The organism is Microbacterium daqui, from assembly GCF_050408675.1.
Lineage (GTDB): Bacteria > Actinomycetota > Actinomycetes > Actinomycetales > Microbacteriaceae > Microbacterium.
In genome coordinates this window covers 38903-58055 of record NZ_JBNTKF010000007.1, presented here as the reverse complement: position 1 = coordinate 58055, position 19153 = coordinate 38903, and the positions used below count along the sequence as shown (strand labels likewise).

Here is a 19153-nt window from a genome sequence, read left to right as displayed (position 1 = left end):
TCAATGCGAAGATGAATCTCGTGTCTGAAACCGATGTCGCTGAGGCTAACGCGCGCCGTGCGTGGCGTGACGCCATTGGTGTGTCGCTCGCGACCGGCGCGTACGGCATTTCGTTTGGCGCCCTCGCCATGTCGAGCGGCCTGGACATGTGGCAAACGTGCGTGCTGAGCCTGTTGATGTTCACCGGCGGTTCGCAGTTCGCGTTTATCGGAGTGATCGGTACCGGCGGTGTCGCCGCCGCGCCTGCCGCCATTGCTTCCTCGGCTCTCCTCGGCATTCGTAACCTCGCTTACGGCATGCGCCTGTCGTCGCTCATTGGGGGCAGCAAGGCTAAGCGCATTGCTGCGGCTCATCTCACGATCGACGAATCCACCGCTGTCGCGCTCGCGCAGAACGACACCCGGTCGAGACGAATTGGGTTTTGGGCGACCGGTATCGGCATCTTCGTCGGCTGGAACCTCATGACGCTTCTCGGAGCGATCGTCGGTGACGTGCTTGGGGACCCGCGGGCGTGGGGCTTGGATGCCGCGGCCGCCGCAGCGTTCGTCGCTCTCTTGTGGCCACGACTGAAAAATCGGCAGGCGATCGCGGTGGGCGTTGCAGCCGCCGTCGTGGCAACGGCTGTCACCCCGATCGTGATGCCGGGTGCGCCCGTGCTCATCGCCGCATCTGTTGCGGTCATCGTGGGCTGGTTCAACCTGTTTGAGCCTAAGGAGCAGGCCGCATGACGCTCTGGTCTGCCGTGCTGCTGGCGTGCATCGCGTGTATGCTGCTGAAGCTCGCCGGTTATCTCACGCCGACGCATTGGCTCGAAGAGCCCCGCACCGCCCGAATCACCGATCTGCTGACGGTCGCGCTGTTGGCAGCCCTCATCGCCACTCAGACTCTTGCGAGTGGTCAGAACATTGTGCTCGATGCCCGCATTCCGGCGGTCCTCGTCGCGGCCATCCTGCTCACCGTGCGTGCGCCGTTCCTGCTCGTCGTGCTGGCGGGTGCCGTGACCGCCGCGTTGCTCCGGCTATGGGGGCTGGCCGCCTGACGCTCGGTCAGCACCAAACCTTCCCGAGTACGATGGCGGGGTGCAGCTTTTCTCCCGCATTCTGACCTGGGTCATGGCGTTTGTGCTCGGTGCTCTTTTTGGCGCCGCCGGAACCATTGGTTACGCCTCGATGCCGGCAGGACTCCCGCTGGGCTTCGTCGTCGGAATCGTCGGCTGCGCCGCGATTCTCGTCGCGATCCGCATGATCACTGAGGATCGCATTGCCGCCGCCGTTGCGGGAGCGGGCATGCTGGGCGCCCTGCTCCTTTTTTCGGGTGTCGGTCCCGGTGGTTCCGTCGTGGTTCCGGACTCCGTTCTCGGCATGGTCTGGTCACTCGGACTCACCGCCGTGGTGGTCGCGATCGTTGCGTGGCCGAGCGCGTCACGGCTCCGTGCCCTCAACCCGAAGTAGACTGATCCTGTGACGTACGTGATTGCTCTGCCGTGTGTGGACGTGAAAGACCGCGCCTGCATTGATGAATGCCCCGTTGACTGCATCTACGAGGGTGAGCGCATGCTTTACATTCACCCCGATGAGTGCGTTGACTGTGGTGCGTGCGAGCCGGTCTGCCCGGTTGAGGCCATCTACTACGAAGATGACCTGCCCGAAGAGTGGGCCGACTACTACAAGGCCAATGTTGAGTTCTTCGACGGCGTGGGCTCGCCCGGTGGGGCGGCAAAGGTTGGCGTGATTCCGAAGGATCACCCGGTCGTCTCGGTTCTGCCGCCGCAGGCATGAGCGTTCGCGACCTCGCCGACTACCCGTGGGATGCGGTGGCGCCGTTCGCTCAGCGCGCCCGCGAACACGCTGACGGCATCGTTGACCTGTCGATTGGGTCACCCGTCGATGAAACCCCCGCCGTTATTCGTGAGGCTCTTGCTGCGGCGACCGAAGCGCACGCGTACCCGCAAACTGTCGGCACGGTTCCGCTTCGCGAAGCCATCGTCTCCTGGTTTGAACGCCGTCGCGGCGTCACCGGACTGACGCCCGATCACGTTCTACCGACGATCGGGTCAAAAGAACTCGTCGCACTGTTGCCGACTCTGTTGGGTCTCGGCGCAGGCGACATCGTCGTGCACCCGCGTGCGGCGTATCCGACGTATGAGGTCGGCGCCGTCGTCGTGGGGGCGACCCCGGTTGCTGAGGATGACCCCGCGTTGTGGCCAGCCGGAACCAAGCTGATCTGGTTGAATTCGCCCGGTAACCCTGATGGCCGCGTTTGGAACGCCGCAGAACTTCGAGCGGCCGTTGCGCGTGCCCGTGAACTCGGTGCTGTCATCGCCGGCGACGAATGCTATGCCGAGCTCGGGTGGGAAGCGCCGTGGGACACCGAGGCGATTCCCTCGATTCTTGACCCGCGCGTCACTGACGGTGATGCGACTGGTGTGCTGTCGGTGTACTCGCTGTCGAAGCAGTCCAACCTGGCTGGCTACCGCGCCGCATTCTTGGCGGGCGATGCTGACCTGGTGAATCGCCTGCTCACCGCACGTAAGCACCTCGGCTTGATGTTGCCGTTGCCGGTACAGCACGCCATGGCGGTCGCGCTGAACGATGACGTACACGTGGCGCAGCAGAAGGAGCGGTACCGCGCCCGCCGCGAAACGCTCAAGCCGGCGCTCGAAGCCGCAGGTTTTCGCATCGACAACAGTGAGGCGGGCCTGTATCTGTGGGCGACCGAAGGTCGTGACGCGTGGGAGAGCATCGAAAGACTGGCCGAAATTGGCATCCTGGCTGGCCCCGGCGTCTTCTACGGTCCGTACTTTTCGCAGCACGTGCGTCTGTCGCTGACAGCCACAGACGAGCGGATCGCGGCGGCGGCTGCGCGCCTGCGCCAAATTTCGTAGGTTATCTCCACCGAATTCCAGGATCCTTTGCGGCGGTCAACAGTACTGCCCGAGTCCTACTAGGCTGTAAATGTGTGGCTTCTTTTGTGGAGCCCTGACCGGCCGCGTCACCGCGCGGCACATACGACTCTCGTCGATACAGATCGCAAGGAGGCACCGTGACGGACGCGGCAACCCAGCCCGAGAAGGCCACACTGTCGATTGGCGGTACAACCGCTGAATTCCCCGTTCTGCAAGGAACGGATGGCACCCCCGCCATTGACTTCGCAACGCTGACCAAGCAGACCGGCCACACGGCGCTGGACTACGGCTTCGTCAACACGGCGGCAACGAAGTCTGCCATCACCTTCATTGACGGCGATGAAGGCATCCTGCGTTATCGCGGTTATCCGATCGAGCAGCTCGCCAAGAACAGCTCGTACCTCGAGGTTGCTTGGCTGCTCATCTACGGTGAGCTGCCGACCGCTGACCAGCTCGGTGAGTTCGATGAGAAGATTCGTCGCCACACGCTGATCCACGAAGACCTTAAGCACTTCTTCTCGGCACTGCCGCACACCGCGCACCCCATGTCGGTGCTGTCGTCGGCTGTTTCGGCGCTGTCGACCTACTACGAAGGTCAGTCAGACCCGCACAACCCCGAGCACGTCGAACTCAACACGATTCGCATGCTCGCCAAGCTCCCCGTTCTTGCTGCGTACGCGCACAAGAAGAGCATCGGCCAGGCTTTCCTGTACCCCGATAACTCGCTGAGCTTCGTCGACAACTTCCTCAAGCTCAACTTCGGTGTGCTCAGCGAGCCCTACGAAGTGAACCCCGTAATGTCGCGTGCGCTTGAGCGTCTGCTCATCCTGCACGAAGACCACGAGCAGAACGCATCGACCTCGACAGTTCGCCTTGTCGGTTCGACCGGCGCGAACCAGTTCTCGTCGATCTCGGCGGGCATCAACGCCCTGTACGGCCCGCTGCACGGTGGCGCGAATGAGGCTGTTCTTGAGATGCTCGCGAAGATTCGCGACTCGGGCGAGGGCGTCAAGCGCTTCGTCGAGCGCGTCAAGAACAAGGAAGACGGCGTCAAGCTCATGGGCTTCGGACACCGTGTTTACAAGAACTACGACCCGCGCGCCAAGCTCGTCAAGGAGTCGGCAGATGAGGTTCTCGCCGAGCTCGGCGTGAAAGACCCGCTGCTTGACCTGGCGAAGGAGCTCGAAGAGATCGCTCTCAACGACGAGTACTTCCAGTCGCGCCGCCTGTACCCGAACGTGGACTTCTACACCGGCGTGATCTACAAGGCGATGGGCTTCCCGACGCGCATGTTTACCGTGCTGTTCGCGATCGGTCGCCTGCCCGGTTGGCTCGCGCACTGGCGTGAGCTCAACACCGACCCGCAGAACAAGATTGGTCGCCCGCAGCAACTGTACACAGGTGCACCGGAGCGTAACTACCCGGGTCTGTAAGAAGACATAGACGGAACCCCAGCAGATTTTCTCTGCTGGGGTTTCGTTGTTTTCTGGTTGGTTTAGGCGTGGAGCGCTTCGTTGAGCGTGACGCCGACGCCCTGGCGCGCGACAGCCTCAATCGCACCGGTCAGTGAGTTGCGGCGCAACAGTAGACCGTTTTTGCCGGAGAGGTCCGAGCCCTTCACGATGACGGGGGAGCCGTCGGCTTGGAGTGGCTGGTCGATCATGATGATCTTGGAGCCGGCGGTGACGTAGAGGCCGGCTTCGACGACGCAGTCGTCGCCCAGCGAAATGCCAATTCCGGCGTTTGCGCCGAGGAGCGTGCGCGCACCGATCGAGATGCGGTGGGAACCACCACCGGAGAGGGTGCCCATGATCGACGCGCCACCGCCGATGTCAGAGCCGTCGCCCACGACGACGCCCTGCGAAATGCGACCCTCCACCATGGAAGCGCCCAACGTTCCCGCGTTGAAGTTGACGAATCCTTCGTGCATCACCGTGGTTCCGGGGCTCAAATACGCTCCCAAGCGCACGCGCGAGACATCGGCGATACGAACGCCCGCGGGCAGCACGTAGTCGGTGAGGCGGGGGAACTTATCGAGTCCCTGCACCTGGATGCCGGCGGCCTGCAGGTCGAGGCGGCGTGCGGCCACGTCAGCGGGAAGCATCGGCCCGGCGTTCGTCCACGCGACGTTCGGGAGGTGGCCGAAGATGCCGTCGAGGTTCAGCTCGTTCGGGCGTACCAGCAGGTGGGAGAGCGCCTGCAGTCGCAAGTACGCGTCTTCCGTGGAGGCGGGTGCCGCGTCAAGGTCAATTTCGAGGACGATCGCCTCTACGGTCACGCCGCGGCGGTCATCCGTGCGGCCCGTCAGCGTGGGCTGTGCGCCGTTGGGGGCACGGCCCACTGCCGGTGACGGAAAGAGCGCGTCAAGCACCGTTCCGTCGTGTGCTGTGGTCCGTAGACCCTCACCCCAAATCCACCGTTCATCATTCATAACTCAACGGTAGTGGCCGTCATTCGCCGGCGCTGTGAGTATTTCGTCAATTTTCACGCCGCTAGAGTAGTTCGCATGTCGACGCTTAATCTCACCGTCTCTTCCGTTCAATTGACTCGTGACCTGTGCGATGTTCCGAGTGTTTCCGGTGATGAAAAGCAGTTGGCTGACCTCATTGAGGCGGCGCTGGCCGCGTACTCGCACCTCGAGGTAATTCGCGATGGCAACCTGATTGTCGCGCGCACCAATTTGGGGCGCGACCGTCGCGTGATCATCGCCGGTCACATCGATACGGTCCCGATCAACAACAACCTGCCCACCGAACCGCGCGAAATCGACGGCGTCGAGTACCTGTGGGGTCGCGGCACGGTCGACATGAAGGCGGGCGTCGCGGTGCAGCTGAAGCTCGCAGCAGAACTGGTTGCGCCGGTCGTTGACATCACATGGCTGTGGTACGACAACGAAGAGGTCGACAGCTCGCTCAATGGCCTCGGCCGGTTGGCTCGCAACCGCCCTGATCTCATGCTGGGTGACTTCGCGATTCTCGGCGAACCGTCCAATGGTGCGGTCGAGGGTGGCTGCAACGGCACCCTGCGCGCCGTTGTGCGCACTCACGGTACGCGTGCGCACTCCGCTCGGGCATGGATGGGGGAGAACGCTATTCACGCCGCTGCGGGCATTCTGGGGCGTTTAAACGAGTACACGCCGCGGGATGCCGAGGTTGAGGGCCTCGTTTATCGCGAAGGGCTGAACGCGGTCAGCATCAGCGGAGGTGTGGCGGGCAACGTGATTCCGGACCTGTGTGAGGTTGAAGTGAACTTCCGCTTTGCGCCGGATCGTTCGACCGATGCCGCGCAGGAGTACGTTCGCGAGTTCTTCGATGGGTTCGAGGTTGAGTTCACTGACCTCGCCGCCGGCGCACGCCCTGGTCTTGACGCGCCGCTCGCGCAGGAGTTCTTGGCCGCTGTCGGTGCTGCCGCGAAGCCGAAGTACGGCTGGACCGACGTTGCGCGCTTTTCGGAGGCAGGGATTCCGGCCGTGAACTACGGCCCTGGTGACCCCTCGCTCGCACACCACGATCACGAGCGCGTGGAGATCGCGCAGATCGTGGCCGTCGAGACTGCTCTGCGCGCGTGGCTCGCATAATCGCACGCTTTGATGCGCCCGCTCGCCCCTCGGCGCTGGTGCAGGTGGCGGCGATCTATCTCGTCGCCCGTGTCGTCACGCTGACGATCCTGTTTATTGGGGCCTCCGCATCGGGCCCGCTGTCGCGCTTTGGCGCGGCGGCGACCGTTGGTGACTTCATTCTCGGGTGGGACGCGAACTGGTACTGGATCGTCGCCGACGTCGGCTACCCCTCCGACCTCCCGATGACCGATGATGGCCGGCCGATGGAGAACGCGTGGGCGTTCATGCCGGTGTACGCCTATCTCGCGAAGATTGTGTCGTTGCCATTCGGCTCGTGGGTCGTCGGCGCCGCGATCGTGTCGTTGGCGGCCGGATTTGGCGCCAGCTATGCGCTGTACCTGCTGATGCGCACGCGGCTGACCGAAACGCAATCGCTGTGGGCGGTGGTCTTCTTCGCGAATGGACCGCTCGCCGCGCTCTTTCACGTCGGCTATGCCGAAGCGCTCTTCCTCTTCTTCCTGCTGATGGCGCTGTATGTGCTGGTGACTCGGCAGTTCGCGTGGCTGTACCTGCTGATTCCGCTCATGGGGTACACGCGTCCGGGCGTCTTGGCCTTCTCGCTGATGCTCGCGCTCTACGGCATTTGGCGATGGTTCCGTCGCCGCCGCGACCCGTTGCCGCTCACGCACATCAACCACATCATCGCGGCGGGCTTGCTTGCCGCGGTTGTGGGTTTGAGTTGGCCGGTCATCGCGGGCATCGCAATGGGGGATCCGACTGCATATTTGCAGACGGAACTGTCGTGGCGCCGCAATTGGCTGCCCGATTCGGCACCGCACTTCTTGCCGTTTGACGGGTGGATTCTGGGCCTCAACTTCTGGTTTGGGCAGTGGCAGATTCCGGCCGTACTGGGGTGGGTGCTGTTCGGTTTGTTGGTGGCCGGAACCATCTGGCTGCTGGTGCGGGCACGTGCGGTGCGTGCGCTGGGTATGGAGGTTCGCCTGTTTTCGGCGAGCTACCTCCTGTATCTGGTGGCGGTTTTCTTTCCGCAGTCTTCGACGCTGCGATTGCTGGTTCCGCTGGCTCCGCTGTGGGGCGCGCCCGCACAGATCAAGCCGTTGTGGGGACGAATCGCGGTGCTTGTGGGGTGCCTGATTTATCAGTTCATCTGGATTTTCGAGATGTACGCGTACGGCAATGCCATCACCCGAATTCCCTAACATTTCAGCCGCGAATGGGCAGCGTCCGGGAAAACGATAAACTAGACGTATACCAGGACGAAAGGGGCCCGCAATGGCAGCCATGAAGCCAAGGACCGGCGACGGACCGATGGAAGCCGTGAAGGAAGGACGCCTCATTATCGTGCGCGTTCCGCTGGAGGGGGGCGGACGACTCGTTGTCTCCGTCAACGATGACGAAGCCAAGGAACTGCATGAGGTTTTGAGTGGCGTCGTAAACGCCGCCTAACTTCTCACAACACAAATGGCCGGGTGATTTTCACCCGGCCATTTGTGTCGCTGCCTACTCAGGCAGGAGGGTCAGTTGGAGGAGGCCTTCGTTGAGCGTCGACAGGGCGCCGACGACGGCGGGGGATGCCTGGGTCTCTTGGATGAGCGAACGGTAGGCGCGCGTGGTTTCGTCACGCTGCACTGGGTCAGCGACCTTCCCGCCGTTTAAAACGCGGGGGATGAGTACTGTACCGCCGGGGCGTACCAGTCGGAGGCCGTGTTCGACGTAAGAAATGACGTTCTCGGGGTCGGCGTCGATCAGCACGATGTCGTACGACGCTTCGTTCATGCGGGGGAGCACCTCGAGCGCGCGTCCCGAAATGAAGCGGGCACGGGATGCCGGAACCTTCGCATCGTGGAAGGATTGGCGTGCGACACCGAGGTTCTCGGGTTCGCTGTCGATCGTCGTGAGGATTGCGCCGGGGGCGCCGTGGAGTAGCCAGAGGCCGGATACGCCGGCTCCGGTGCCGATCTCCACCATGCTGGTGGCGGCGGTGGCTGCCGCGATGACTGCGCACTGGGCGCCGATGCCCGCGCTGATGGGGTGCGCACCGATCTCAACGGCATGGGTGCGGGCACGCTGAATGTGCTCGGGTTCGATAATCGACTCCCGGGCAAAGCGGGCAATAGCATCGTGTTCGCTCATGACTCCTCCGCATTAAGGCTACGGGGTGGTGTCTTGGCATTCGCTAAGGCGCGGCGGGTAATCTGGTTGCTATGAACTTCGGGCTCTCTGCCGACAAGCTGATCGTGATCGCTGTGATCGCGCTCATGGTCGTCGGCCCTGAGCGTCTGCCGAAGTATGCCGAGGGCTTCGCGCGTCTCGTGAAGCGGGTCGGCGAGTATCTGCGTGGCGCGAAGGATCGTGTCTCGAGTGAGATGGGTCCGGAGTTCGAGGATGTCGACTGGCGCAAGCTGGATCCGCGTCAATACGACCCGCGTCGCATCATTCGTGAGGCGATTCTTGATGAGGTCGTGCCGTCGCCCGGTGGTGGTGGCGCTGGTGCCGGTGCGCCCATCGTTGGGAGTATCGCTGCGCTCGCGCCGGGCGGAGCCATGACGCCGACACGAACTGTCGAGCGCCTCGAGGCCGGCGAACTCCCGCCCTACGACAGCGAAGCGACGTAACCAGTTTGAAGCGGTCGCCTGCTCAGCACGCGCTGAACGGGCCACTGTAAAACGCATGTGCGCCTAATTCAGCGGCTTCGCTCCCTCGGGCAGACCACCGCCGGCGGCAACCGCAACTGTCAAGTCTTGTAGCGCCGTCAGCGCAACGCGCTGCGACCACGGCCCGTACGAGACACGTGCCACACCGAGCTCCTGCAGGCGGTCGCGTGACAGCGAACCAGGGACTCCGATCATGGTGAGTTTGCGCGGGCCAAACGCATCGACGAGCGCGCGCACCTGATCTTCGTTCAGCTTGCCGGGCACGAACACAACGGGAGCGCCGGCCGAGAGATACGCCTGGCCGCGCTCGATCGCATCGTCCAAGACCGCTGACGGGTCGCGCTCGCCCGCCCGCAAGAAAGCATCGGTGCGGGCGTTCAACACGAAACGAATGCCCTCCTTGTCGCCGGCGTTCATGACGGCCTCAACGGCGCGCGTGGCTTCGGCGATGGGCTTCATCTGGTCTTCGATGTTCGCGCCGACAACACCAACACCAATCGCGCGACGCACCGCTTCGCCAGCGTCGCCGTAGCCCGCCTCGAGGTCTGCGGTCACCGGCAGATCGGTTGTCGCCACAATGCGACGAATCATCAGGAGGTGCTCTTCAAACGGAATCACCTCGCCATCCGGATACCCGAGCGTCGCAGAAATCGAGTGACTCGCAGTAGCCAGCGCTGTGGTTCCGGGCGTCTCAGCCACGACCTTCGCAGAAATCGCGTCCCACACATTCACGACGCTCAGAATTGCGTCGCCTTCGTGGAGCTTCAGGAGGGCGGCCGACTTCTCTTCAATCGTCATGGCCACAGTCAAGCAGATTCTGCAGTGAGAAGGAAGAGCGAGCTAACCCACAGACAGCGGCAACGACTTGCCGCCAAGTCCGCGCCCGCGATTCTTCACCGCGGTCGCCAACGCCACAATCGCAACGGCCGCCGGGTCATCAGGCGAAGCCACCACGACAGCATCACCGGTATCGCCACCGGTGCGTAGCGCGACGCTCAATGGCACCCGCGCCAAGACCTCAACCGGGGCGTCAGGCGTCGACAGGGCCGCCGCCACCTCGTCGCCGCCGCCAGCACCAAAAAGATCCAAGACGGAACCATCGGGGAGCGTCATCGCCGCCATGTTTTCGACGACTCCAATAACGTTCTGGCCGGTCTGACGGGCAACGAGTCCGCTGCGCACCGCAACGTCACTCGCCGCGGCCTGCGGCGTCGTCACGACGAGAACCTCGGCGTGCGGCAGAATCTGGCCCACCGAGATCGCGACATCGCCGGTGCCGGGAGGCATGTCGAGCAACAGCACATCAAGATCGCCGAAATAGACGTCGGTGAGAAACTGCAACACCGTGCGGTGCAGCATCGGGCCACGCCACGCGACGGCGCCGGTCGCTTCGCCCGCCTGCAAGAACATGCCGATGGAAATTACCCGCACGTCGTGCGCAATCGGCGGCAAGATCATGTCGTCGAGCCGCGTCGGCGTCGTACCGGCAGGAATTCCCATGAGCGCCGGAATCGAGAATCCGTGCACGTCAGCGTCAATCAGCCCGACCCGCAACCCCTGCTGGGCGAGCGCAATCGCAAGGTTTGCGGTGATCGTCGACTTGCCGACGCCACCCTTACCGCTCGTCACCGCAATGACGCGCGTCAACGACTCCGGGCCGAACGGCATGACGCGAGCCGCGCGACCTTCACGCAGCTTTTCGGTCAGCTCAGCACGCTCGGCAGGTGTCATCACGCCGACCTGAATCTCCGCGTCTGTCACCCCGGCAACGCCCAGTGCCGCCGCGCGCACATCCGACTCAATGCGCGTCGCTGCCGGGCACCCCACAATCGTGAGCACCATGTCGACACGAGCCGTGGTTCCGTCGACCTGCACGCCACGGATCATGCCGAGGTCAGACAGCGGGCGACGTAGTTCTGGGTCGGTCACGCTGCCAACAGCAGCGCGGACGGCATCAGCGGTGGTCACTGGTCTCCTCAGCACTGTCCGACGGCTGGTCGCGACGGTCAAGCTCGTCAAGCAGCGAACGCAACTCTTGGCGCAGCATGTCGCGCGTCATGACCTCTTTCGTCATGTCGTCGATCGACATGCGCAGCGCCACGACTTCGCGGGCCAGGTACTCGGTGTCAGCCAGGTTACGCTCAGCGCGCTGACGGTCTTGCTCAATCTGCACGCGGTCGCGGTCATCCTGACGGTTCTGCGCCAACAAGATGAGTGGAGCAGCATACGACGCTTGTAGCGACAGCATGAGGGTCAGCGCAGTGAATCCATTGGCGGCCGAGTCAAAGCGCATGCTCGGCGGCGTGAGCGTGTTCCACGCGATCCACGCGATACAGAACAGCGTCAGAATCGCGAGGAACATCGGCGTACCCATGGCACGCGCGATCCACTCCGTGAAGCGGCCAAAGCGATCTTTCGACTCCGCCGACGTGCGACGACTCACGCGCCCGAGGGGCGTCTCGAGCTGTTGTCCGCGCGCCATCATGAGCGCGCTCCGTGCTGCGTTTCGGTGTCGTGCGAACGCCAGTCATCTGGCAGCAGGTAGTCGAGCATGTCATCGACAGAGATCGCGCCGACGAGTCGGTGGCTGACATCGACAACGGGCAACGACACGAGGTCGTACGACGCCAAAATGCGCGCCACCTCAACCGCAGATGCCGAGGTCAACACGGGTTCTGCCGTGTCATCGATGATGGAACCAAGACGCTCGTGCGGGGGATAGCGCAGCATTTTCTGGAAGTGCACGACGCCCAGTAGGCGCCCGGTCGGCGTCTCATACGGCGGCAGCGTCACGAACACGGCCGCGGCAAGCGCGGGGTGCAGTTCGTGGCGTCGAATCAATGCCAGGGCTTCGGCGACGGTGGCGTCGGCCGACATAATGATCGGCTCGGTTGTCATGAGGCCACCGGCGGTGTCGGGGCCATACTGCAGCAGCGCGCGCACGTCTTCTGCTTCGTCAGGCTCCATAAGTTCGAGAAGTTGCTGCAGGCGACCTTCAGGAAGCTGAGCCAGCAGGTCAGCCGCGTCATCTGGTTCCATCGCATCCAGAATGTCGGCGGCGCGCTCATCGCCCAGCTGCTCAAGAATGTGCACCTGTTCGTCTTCCGGCATCTCCTCGAGGGCGTCAGCAAGACGCTCATCGGGTAGCTCGACGGCGACGCTCAGCATGCGCGCTTCGGGCAGATCGAGCAGGCTATTGGCAAGGTCAGCAGGCTTCATGTCAGACATTGACTGCACGAGGTGTTCGGCGGACTGCGCGTGACCGGGGCTGTGCTGCTCGCGCACCTCTTGCCACGTCGCGAACGTCGTCGCCCCCTTCGCGAAGGGGGAAGCGCTCGTCTTCGGCTTGCGGAGGAAGAGCTGGCTCACATCCCACTCGCCCGAGCGGGCACGCTCAATCGCGACGTCTTCGATCGTTGCGGTGCCGGAACCATCGGCAAAGTTGATACGACGGCCAATGAGCTCGGCCATCACGCGGATCTCACCCGCACGCTGCTGAAAGCGGCGCACGTTAATGAGGCCAGTCGTAATGACCTGACCTTGGGAAATGGATGTCACGCGGTTGATCGAGACGAAAACCTGGCGGCGGCCGGGAATCTCGCACACGAGACCGATGACACGGGGCGGGTCAGATTTTCGGTAAACGACGACGACGTCACGGACTTTACCGAGACGATCGCCGGAGGGGTCGAAAACGGTGCACCCGACCAGGCGCGCAACGAAAACCCTCTGAGTGCTCACGCTTCCAGCGTAGTCCTGATACTGAACTGTCAGGCAGTCCCACACGGCGCGTGGAACAATGGCCTCATGAGCATGATGGGTGCAAATATCGGCAAGAACGACATTGGTGAAACGGTCGCGTCATTTCCCGAGTATGAAGCCGCTCAGAAGGCGGCATCACAACTGATCGAAGCCGATATTCCACCGCGCGATATTGCCATCGTCGGCAACGGTCTGCGCTCGGTTGAACGCATCACCGGTCGCCTCGGCTACCTCACCGCTGCGCGCGGCGGTCTCATCAACGGCCTCATGCTCGGTATCGGCGCCTGGGCTATTCAGGCCATCGTGAACCCGGAGATTCCTGGCGCGGTATATTTCGCGACGCTTTTCATCTGCATGACGATCGGTATGGCGCTGTCGTTCATGTCGTACTTCATCATGCGTCGTCGCCGTGCCTTCGCGAGTGTCATGGCCGTTGTCGCTGACCACTACGACGTCACCGTCAAGATGACCAGCATTCACAAAGCCCGTCAGATTATGAATGAGGCTCGTGGCATGCGTCCGCGCGCACCCAAGTTCATCGACAATTCGCCGCCCAAGTATGGCGAGCGCCTTCCCGGATACCGGCAGCCGGCGTCGTCCGCCGCACACGAGGTTCCGTCGCACGACAACACGGCGAACCGCCCCACCACTGACCCGCACACGTCATGACGACGCGTCAGTTGATGGTTCCGCTGCCCAAGGGCGACGCGGCCATCACGATCGACGTTGAACGTGCGAGCGACGCGTGGGCGATGATGCCAATCGCGCACGGTGCCGGTGCAGGCATGAACCACGCCTTCCTGGTCGGGTTCGCGGAGGGCATGCGCGCGCAGGGTGTCTCCACAGCGCGCTTTAACTTTCCCTACTCCGAGGCCGGTCGGCGTATGCCGGGGCCGGCCGCGCACGCCATCGCCACGTGGCGCACAGTTGTCGCTGAGCTGGCGGCGCAACCAGTGCTGTGGGCGTGCGGGAAGAGTTACGGCGGGCGTATGGCATCGATGGCCGCCGCCGACGATATGAGCGTCGCGGGGCTCGTGTACCTCGGCTATCCGTTACATCAACCGGGTAAGCCGGAGGCTCCGCGAGCCGAGCATTTGCCCGCCATCGTGGTTCCGCAGCTCTTCATTGAGGGCACGAAAGACGCGTTCGTCGACCCGCACGAGCAGCTCGAAGATATCGTCGCTTCGCTGCCCGCAGCCACCATTTCGTGGATCGAAGGCGGCGGCCATTCGTTCGAAGTCGCGGGCAAGAAACGCCCCGCCGATGAGATTGGCGCAGACCTGGCGCCGCTCGTTGCAACGCTCATGCGCGACCACTCCGTCTAAGTCTCGATTCGGTCTCGGAATTTGCCCTGGCCCACGCGCATCGTTAGCGTGGAAGAAGGCCTTGCGCCTAAGACCAGTCCGCGGCCGGGTTCTTCTTTCGACTTCAGTGCAGTGAAGAAACCCGAGCGTATGGTCGTTGTCTTTTGTGCCAGATCCGAAATCTGGTGCCCGAGCTGCCAGCACACACGCTGTCGAAGCGGCCCCGTAGACATCACCCGGACGTGACCGAAAAGCTCCCCTCGAACGTTGAGGCGAGCCGGGGGAAACGTGTCCGAAACCGCACTTGTTGCGCAGAATCTTTACAAAGTCTTCGGGAGAAATCCAGCGTCAGCTGTGAAGCGCTTGAAGGCGGGGGAGAGTCGCGCCGACGTCGCTGACGCCGGAACCGCAGCCGTCATCGACGCTAGCTTTACCGTCAATCGAGGCGAGATTTTCGTCATCATGGGCCTGAGTGGCTCCGGTAAGTCCACCATCATCCGCATGCTCAACGGGCTGTTGGCGCCGACCGATGGCGATGTCGTCGTGCAGGGGCACAGCATCGGAAAAGCATCGGCCAGCGAGCTGCGTGGTGTTCGCCGCAAAGCCGTCTCGATGGTCTTCCAGCACTTTGCGCTGTTGCCGCACCGCACCGTCATCGACAACGCGGCTTACGGGCTCGAGATCCAGGGGGTCGCGAAGGCTGAGCGCCTGGCTCGCGCTGCCGAGATTCTCGACAAGGTGGGCCTGGGCGATCGCGCCGATGCCTTCCCCGATGAGCTCTCCGGCGGAATGCGTCAACGCGTTGGCCTTGCCCGTGCGCTCACGGCGGGCACCGACATTCTCCTCATGGATGAGGCCTTCTCCGCCCTTGACCCGCTCATCCGCCGCGAAATGCAGGAGCAGTTGGTCGAACTGCAGCAAGAGCTGGGCCGCACCATCATCTTCATCACGCACGACCTCAACGAGGCGATGTTCCTCGGCGATCGCATCGCGGTGATGCGCGATGGCCGCATCGTGCAGCAGGGCACGCCGGAAGAGATCCTCACGGACCCGGCGAACGACTACGTTGCCCAGTTTGTGCAGGACGTCGACCGCACGCGGGTGCTCACAGCGAGTGCAGTGATGGAACCACCACACCTGACAACGCCGCTGAGCGCGGGTGTGCGTGGTGCGTTGCGCGTGCTGCGTGAAGAGCAGGTCGGCGCGGTCTTCGCCGTGGAGAACCGTCGCCTCGTCGGCGTTGTCACCGACCGTGCCGTCATTCGTGCCGTGAAGGCTGGTACGACTGACCTCCGCACCATTGTCGACGCCAACGTGCTCACCGTTGGTCCTGATGACCTGCTGACCGACATTGTGGAGGCCGCTGTCGAGAGCCCGGTGCCGCTCGCCGTGGTCGACGAGAACAAGCGCCTTATTGGTGTGATTCCGCGCGTGACGCTCCTGGCTGCGCTCGGCAACGTGCCCGCGACCACGCGTGAAATGCCCATTATTCAAACGCCGATCGAGATGGTGGCCCAGTTCACCCCGCTTGTTGACGCAGCGACGGCAGGGGAGGCCGAGTAATGGATTTCTGGGAGTGGTTGACCGAGGGCGCCCGCATTCCGCTGGGCAAGGCGGTCAAAGAGGTCATTAACTTCTTGAAGGAGTATCTGGGCGGCTTTTTTGACGTCGTCGCCCAGATCTTCACGTCAATCTATGACGGAGCGTCGTGGCTCTTCACCGCGCCACCCGCGTGGGTCATCATTCTGGTGCTCACCGTCATCGCCTACTTTGCCAAGGGCTACAAGTTGGCGATTGGCACCGCGCTGGGACTCACGCTGATCATCACGGTCGCGCAGTGGGAAAACGCGATGTACACGCTGGCTCTCACGGTTGTCGCCGTTGTGATTGCGACCGCGATCGCCGTTCCGGTCGGTATTTGGGCTGCTCGTTCCCAGCGTGTCTCGAATATCGTGCGACCAATTCTCGACTTCCTGCAGACGATGCCGGCATTCGTTTACCTGTTGCCCGCCATCTTCCTCTTCAGCGTCGGACCGGTTCCCGGCATCGTGGCGACCATCATGTTCGCCGTCGCTCCGGGCGTGCGTCTCACCGAGCTCGGTATTCGTGGCGTCGACAAAGAGGTGGTGGAAGCCGGACACGCATTCGGTGCGACCCCCGGCCGTATTCTGCGACAGATCCAGTTGCCGCTGGCGATGCCGTCGATCATGGCGGGCATCAACCAGGTGATCATGCTGTCGCTGTCGATGTCGGTTATCGCCAGCATGGTTGGCGCTCCCGGTCTCGGAAAGCCGATCGTGGCGTCGCTCAGCTCGGTGAATGTTCCGCTCGGCTTTGAAGCGGGCGTCTCGGTCGTCGTTATCGCGATGATTCTCGACCGCATTACCGGTGCGTTTGGTCAGTCCAAGCGCACACGAAGCGCGGTAGCTGTCAAGGCTACGGCGACTGCATAACTCAAATTCAATCTGCCGCACGCGCATGCGTGCGAACGGCCCGCGACACACGTGGGTATCCCCAACCCCCGCGCACACAGCACGCGGAAGGAAAGGAACATCATGAAGAAGCGAAACATTCTTCGCGCCCTGGCTCTCGGAGCCGTCGCGAGCATCGCGCTCGCGGGTTGCTCCAGCACCGACAACGGTGGTGGCGACAACGGTAGCGACGGCGGCGACGCTGCCGCATCGAAAGACATCACGATCGGTGTCTTCAACGGTTGGCCCGAGGGTGAGGCAGCCTCGTACGTCTGGAAGATCGTGCTCGAAGAGAAGGGGTACAACGTCGACCTCGAGTACGCTGACGCCGGCCCCGTTTTCCTCGGCGTCTCTGACGGCAGCTACGACATCGCCCTCGACGGGTGGCTGCCGTTCACGCACGCCGACTACTTCGACGAGTACGGCGACAAGATCGATGACCTCGGCGCCTGGAACACCGACGCCAAGCTGACCATCGCGGTCAACGCTGACGCGCCGATCGACTCGCTCACCGAGTTGGCAGCCAACGCCGACTTGTTTGACAACCGCCTCATCGGCATTGAGCCGGGTGCTGGCCTCACGAAGGCCACGCAGGACAACGTGATTCCGACGTACGGCCTCGAGGGCATGGATTACATCACGTCGTCGACGCCGGCAATGCTGGCTGAGCTGCAGACCAAGCTTGAAGCAGGCGAAGACGTTGCCGTCACGCTGTGGCGCCCGCACTGGGCCTACGATGCCTTCGACATCAAGGACCTCGAAGACCCGGAAGGCACCCTGGGTGCGGCGGAAGAGATCCACACGATCGCGGGTACCGACTTCAAGACAGAGTTCCCCGAGGTCCACGCGTGGCTCTCTGACTTCGAGATGGACTCCGACGTGTTGTTCTCGCTGGAGAACGCCATGTACAACTCGGGTGAAGAAGACGTTACCGATTACACGGAGATCGTGAAGGCGTGGATGGCTGACAACCAGGAGTGGGTGGACGGTCTCACCGACTAACACCCAGACATCAGTGAGGCCCCCGACAATATGTTTGTCGGGGGCCTCGCTGGTCAAGCAAACGGCTTAGTCGCGCAGGCGCTGAACCCAAGCCTCAACCTCGTCGACCGTGCGCGGAATCGCGGCCGACAGGTTGCGAACGCCATCAGCGACAACGACGACGTCATCTTCAATACGCGCGCCAATGCCGCGGAACTCCTCCGGCACCGTCAGATCGTCAGCCTGGAAGTACAGGCCGGGCTCGATCGTGAAGACCATGCCCTCTTCAAGAATGCCGTCGTAGTACATCTCACGACGCGCCTGTGCGCAGTCGTGAACATCAATACCCAGGTGGTGACTGGTTCCGTGCACCATGTAGCGACGGTGCTGACCGCCGGTCTCCGGGTGCAGCAGGTCTTCAGCGCTGAGCGGCTGAAGGCCCCACTCCGAAACCTTCGCGGCGATAACCGTCATCGCGGCTTCGTGCAGCTTCTTGAACTTGATGCCCGGGCGGGCAATTGCGAATGCGGCATCGGCAGCCTCGAGCACAGCCTCGTAAACCTTGCGCTGCACGGGGGAGAAGGTGCCGTTCACGGGGAAGGTGCGCGTGATGTCGGCGGTGTACAGGCTGTCGACCTCAACACCGGCGTCCATCAGCACGAGCTCGCCGTCGACGACCTTGCCGTCGTTGCGGGTCCAGTGCAGGTAGCAGGCGTGCGGGCCCGCGGCAGCGATCGTGTCGTAGCCGACACCGTTGCCGTCCATGCGCGCGCGACGGGCGAAGACGCCCTCGATGACGCGCTCACCGCGGCGGTGCTCGGTGGCAGCCTTCAGGTCTGCCAGCACGTCGTCAAACGCCGAAGCGGTGACGTCGACCGCGAGCTGCAGCTGAGCGATCTCGTAGTCGTCTTTCACGAGGCGGAGTTCAGAGACAAACTGCGTGAGTTGTTCGCTCTCGTCAACGACCAGGTCGCCTTCGGCTGCTTCGAACTTGTCGAGGTGATCGGTTGCGACACCGAGGGCAGCGGCAACCTGCTCGAGTGACGGGCGCGGGCCAATCCAGAACTCACCAATCGACGCGTCCGAGTAGAACTCGCTCGTGGTGCGGTCGGCGCGCTCGCGGAAGAACAGCGTGATGTCGTGGCCATCGGCGGTCGGGTCGAAAACCAGCACCGCGTCGGGCTCGGAGTGCGCGCCCCAGCCGGTCAGGTGGCAAAACGCGGAGTGCGCGCGGAAAACGTAGTCGGTGTCGTTGCTGCGCTGCTTGAGAGCGCCAGCCGGAACCACGAGGCGCTTGCCAGCAAAAGCTGTGCTGACAGCGGCACGGCGACGAGCCGCGAACGGTGCCTGCTCGATGAGCTCAGGCGTCGTGTTGTCCGCTTCTGCCCATCCCGTCGAAATCGTGTCGAGGAACCCCTGGGGGAACGGCTGCTTGCGATTGACGTTTACCGGGGCTTCGGGCTCGGTTGTCGTCGTTGATTCACCACTGGTCATGG

Annotated in this window: 22 protein-coding genes; 15 read left to right on the top strand and 7 right to left on the bottom strand. The window is 63.1% G+C overall.

From position 1 onward, the window contains the following. Nucleotides 1-11: 11 nt before the first annotated feature. From ACQUSY_RS06400 to ACQUSY_RS06375, 6 genes are all read left to right on the top strand, one after another. Nucleotides 12-728 carry an AzlC family ABC transporter permease gene (locus ACQUSY_RS06400; protein WP_428903679.1) on the top strand — a complete coding sequence of 239 codons (717 nt, stop codon included), beginning with the start codon at nt 12-14 and terminating at the stop codon, nt 726-728. Beyond that, a complete protein-coding gene (locus ACQUSY_RS06395; RefSeq protein ID WP_428903678.1) occupies nt 725-1039 on the top strand; it encodes an AzlD domain-containing protein in 315 nt (104 codons plus the stop codon). The genes ACQUSY_RS06400 and ACQUSY_RS06395 overlap by 4 nt, the downstream gene beginning before the upstream one ends. A gap of 40 nt (nt 1040-1079) precedes the next feature. Continuing rightward, nucleotides 1080-1451 carry a histidinol dehydrogenase gene (locus tag ACQUSY_RS06390; RefSeq protein WP_428903677.1) on the top strand — a complete coding sequence of 124 codons (372 nt, stop codon included), beginning with the start codon at nt 1080-1082 and terminating at the stop codon, nt 1449-1451. A 9-nt stretch (nt 1452-1460) separates the two neighbouring features. After that, complete coding sequence (gene fdxA, locus ACQUSY_RS06385) at nt 1461-1778, top strand: ferredoxin (RefSeq protein ID WP_428903676.1); 318 nt, start codon at nt 1461-1463, stop codon at nt 1776-1778. Beyond that, nucleotides 1775-2884: a succinyldiaminopimelate transaminase gene (gene dapC, locus ACQUSY_RS06380; RefSeq protein WP_428903675.1), complete on the top strand. Its 1110-nt coding sequence runs from the start codon at nt 1775-1777 to the stop codon at nt 2882-2884. Before fdxA ends, dapC begins: the two co-directional genes overlap by 4 nt. Nucleotides 2885-3042: 158 nt before the next feature. Continuing rightward, the gene (locus ACQUSY_RS06375) at nt 3043-4338 is read left to right on the top strand and encodes a citrate synthase (RefSeq protein WP_428903674.1); all 1296 of its coding nucleotides are present in this window, start codon (nt 3043-3045) and stop codon (nt 4336-4338) included. 62 nt (nt 4339-4400) lie between these two features. On the opposite strand, the gene dapD is transcribed toward ACQUSY_RS06375, so the two are convergent. Next, the gene (gene dapD / locus ACQUSY_RS06370; protein ID WP_428903673.1) at nt 4401-5336 is read right to left on the bottom strand and encodes a 2,3,4,5-tetrahydropyridine-2,6-dicarboxylate N-succinyltransferase; all 936 of its coding nucleotides are present in this window, start codon (nt 5334-5336) and stop codon (nt 4401-4403) included. Between the two features lie 75 nt (nt 5337-5411). Here dapD and dapE point away from each other — a divergent pair, with 75 nt between their 5' ends. From dapE to ACQUSY_RS06355, 3 genes are all read left to right on the top strand, one after another. Further along, the gene (gene dapE, locus ACQUSY_RS06365) at nt 5412-6482 is read left to right on the top strand and encodes a succinyl-diaminopimelate desuccinylase (RefSeq protein ID WP_428903672.1); all 1071 of its coding nucleotides are present in this window, start codon (nt 5412-5414) and stop codon (nt 6480-6482) included. Further along, entirely contained in the window at nt 6470-7684 is a 1215-nt protein-coding gene (locus ACQUSY_RS06360; RefSeq protein WP_428903671.1) for a hypothetical protein, read from the top strand. Before dapE ends, ACQUSY_RS06360 begins: the two co-directional genes overlap by 13 nt. A gap of 73 nt (nt 7685-7757) precedes the next feature. Then, nucleotides 7758-7931, top strand: a complete 174-nt coding sequence (locus tag ACQUSY_RS06355; RefSeq protein ID WP_147824742.1) for a DUF3117 domain-containing protein — start codon at nt 7758-7760, stop codon at nt 7929-7931. Nucleotides 7932-7985: 54 nt separating this feature from the next. On the opposite strand, the gene ACQUSY_RS06350 is transcribed toward ACQUSY_RS06355, so the two are convergent. Then, on the bottom strand, nt 7986-8618 hold the full coding sequence (locus ACQUSY_RS06350) for an O-methyltransferase (RefSeq protein WP_428903670.1): 633 nt from the start codon (nt 8616-8618) through the stop codon (nt 7986-7988). A gap of 71 nt (nt 8619-8689) precedes the next feature. On the opposite strand from ACQUSY_RS06350, the gene ACQUSY_RS06345 reads away from it, so the two are divergent. Next, nucleotides 8690-9100 (top strand): twin-arginine translocase TatA/TatE family subunit, encoded by a 411-nt coding sequence (locus ACQUSY_RS06345; RefSeq protein ID WP_428903669.1) that lies wholly within the window; start codon nt 8690-8692, stop codon nt 9098-9100. Between the two features lie 63 nt (nt 9101-9163). Here the strand turns inward: ACQUSY_RS06345 and ACQUSY_RS06340 are convergent, their stop codons facing one another. The 4 genes from ACQUSY_RS06340 to ACQUSY_RS06325 are packed head-to-tail and all read right to left on the bottom strand — an operon-like array spanning nt 9164 to nt 12880. After that, nucleotides 9164-9937 carry an isocitrate lyase/PEP mutase family protein gene (locus tag ACQUSY_RS06340; RefSeq protein WP_428903668.1) on the bottom strand — a complete coding sequence of 258 codons (774 nt, stop codon included), beginning with the start codon at nt 9935-9937 and terminating at the stop codon, nt 9164-9166. A gap of 42 nt (nt 9938-9979) precedes the next feature. Then, nucleotides 9980-11107 (bottom strand): Mrp/NBP35 family ATP-binding protein, encoded by a 1128-nt coding sequence (locus ACQUSY_RS06335; RefSeq protein WP_428903667.1) that lies wholly within the window; start codon nt 11105-11107, stop codon nt 9980-9982. After that, entirely contained in the window at nt 11094-11621 is a 528-nt protein-coding gene (locus ACQUSY_RS06330; protein WP_428903763.1) for a DUF1003 domain-containing protein, read from the bottom strand. Before ACQUSY_RS06330 ends, ACQUSY_RS06335 begins: the two co-directional genes overlap by 14 nt. Next, complete coding sequence (locus ACQUSY_RS06325; protein WP_428903666.1) at nt 11621-12880, bottom strand: magnesium transporter MgtE N-terminal domain-containing protein; 1260 nt, start codon at nt 12878-12880, stop codon at nt 11621-11623. The genes ACQUSY_RS06330 and ACQUSY_RS06325 overlap by 1 nt, the downstream gene beginning before the upstream one ends. A 66-nt stretch (nt 12881-12946) precedes the next feature. Here ACQUSY_RS06325 and ACQUSY_RS06320 point away from each other — a divergent pair, with 66 nt between their 5' ends. From ACQUSY_RS06320 to ACQUSY_RS06300, 5 genes are all read left to right on the top strand, one after another. Beyond that, entirely contained in the window at nt 12947-13570 is a 624-nt protein-coding gene (locus ACQUSY_RS06320; RefSeq protein ID WP_428903665.1) for a YflT domain-containing protein, read from the top strand. After that, nucleotides 13567-14226, top strand: a complete 660-nt coding sequence (locus ACQUSY_RS06315; RefSeq protein WP_428903664.1) for an alpha/beta hydrolase family protein — start codon at nt 13567-13569, stop codon at nt 14224-14226. Before ACQUSY_RS06320 ends, ACQUSY_RS06315 begins: the two co-directional genes overlap by 4 nt. Before the next feature lie 267 nt (nt 14227-14493). Continuing rightward, entirely contained in the window at nt 14494-15768 is a 1275-nt protein-coding gene (locus ACQUSY_RS06310; protein WP_428903663.1) for a quaternary amine ABC transporter ATP-binding protein, read from the top strand. Then, on the top strand, nt 15768-16658 hold the full coding sequence (locus ACQUSY_RS06305) for an ABC transporter permease (protein WP_428903662.1): 891 nt from the start codon (nt 15768-15770) through the stop codon (nt 16656-16658). Before ACQUSY_RS06310 ends, ACQUSY_RS06305 begins: the two co-directional genes overlap by 1 nt. A 102-nt stretch (nt 16659-16760) precedes the next feature. Next, nucleotides 16761-17678: a glycine betaine ABC transporter substrate-binding protein gene (locus tag ACQUSY_RS06300; RefSeq protein ID WP_428903661.1), complete on the top strand. Its 918-nt coding sequence runs from the start codon at nt 16761-16763 to the stop codon at nt 17676-17678. 66 nt (nt 17679-17744) lie between these two features. Here ACQUSY_RS06300 and ACQUSY_RS06295 read toward each other — a convergent pair whose 3' ends face one another. Then, on the bottom strand, nt 17745-19151 hold the full coding sequence (locus ACQUSY_RS06295; protein ID WP_428903660.1) for an aminopeptidase P family protein: 1407 nt from the start codon (nt 19149-19151) through the stop codon (nt 17745-17747). Between the last annotated feature and the right edge of the window lie 2 nt (nt 19152-19153).

Coding starts and splice junctions, on each gene's coding strand:
- ACQUSY_RS06400 (WP_428903679.1), top strand. CDS start 12: ATGAATCTCGTGTCTGAAACCGATGTCGCTGAGGCTAACGCGCGCCGT.
- ACQUSY_RS06395 (WP_428903678.1), top strand. CDS start 725: ATGACGCTCTGGTCTGCCGTGCTGCTGGCGTGCATCGCGTGTATGCTG.
- dapC (WP_428903675.1), top strand. CDS start 1,775: ATGAGCGTTCGCGACCTCGCCGACTACCCGTGGGATGCGGTGGCGCCG.
- dapD (WP_428903673.1), bottom strand. CDS start 5,336: ATGAATGATGAACGGTGGATTTGGGGTGAGGGTCTACGGACCACAGCA.
- dapE (WP_428903672.1), top strand. CDS start 5,412: ATGTCGACGCTTAATCTCACCGTCTCTTCCGTTCAATTGACTCGTGAC.
- ACQUSY_RS06355 (WP_147824742.1), top strand. CDS start 7,758: ATGGCAGCCATGAAGCCAAGGACCGGCGACGGACCGATGGAAGCCGTG.
- ACQUSY_RS06350 (WP_428903670.1), bottom strand. CDS start 8,618: ATGAGCGAACACGATGCTATTGCCCGCTTTGCCCGGGAGTCGATTATC.
- ACQUSY_RS06345 (WP_428903669.1), top strand. CDS start 8,690: ATGAACTTCGGGCTCTCTGCCGACAAGCTGATCGTGATCGCTGTGATC.
- ACQUSY_RS06340 (WP_428903668.1), bottom strand. CDS start 9,937: ATGACGATTGAAGAGAAGTCGGCCGCCCTCCTGAAGCTCCACGAAGGC.
- ACQUSY_RS06330 (WP_428903763.1), bottom strand. CDS start 11,621: ATGGCGCGCGGACAACAGCTCGAGACGCCCCTCGGGCGCGTGAGTCGT.
- ACQUSY_RS06320 (WP_428903665.1), top strand. CDS start 12,947: ATGAGCATGATGGGTGCAAATATCGGCAAGAACGACATTGGTGAAACG.
- ACQUSY_RS06315 (WP_428903664.1), top strand. CDS start 13,567: ATGACGACGCGTCAGTTGATGGTTCCGCTGCCCAAGGGCGACGCGGCC.
- ACQUSY_RS06305 (WP_428903662.1), top strand. CDS start 15,768: ATGGATTTCTGGGAGTGGTTGACCGAGGGCGCCCGCATTCCGCTGGGC.
- ACQUSY_RS06300 (WP_428903661.1), top strand. CDS start 16,761: ATGAAGAAGCGAAACATTCTTCGCGCCCTGGCTCTCGGAGCCGTCGCG.
- ACQUSY_RS06295 (WP_428903660.1), bottom strand. CDS start 19,151: ATGACCAGTGGTGAATCAACGACGACAACCGAGCCCGAAGCCCCGGTA.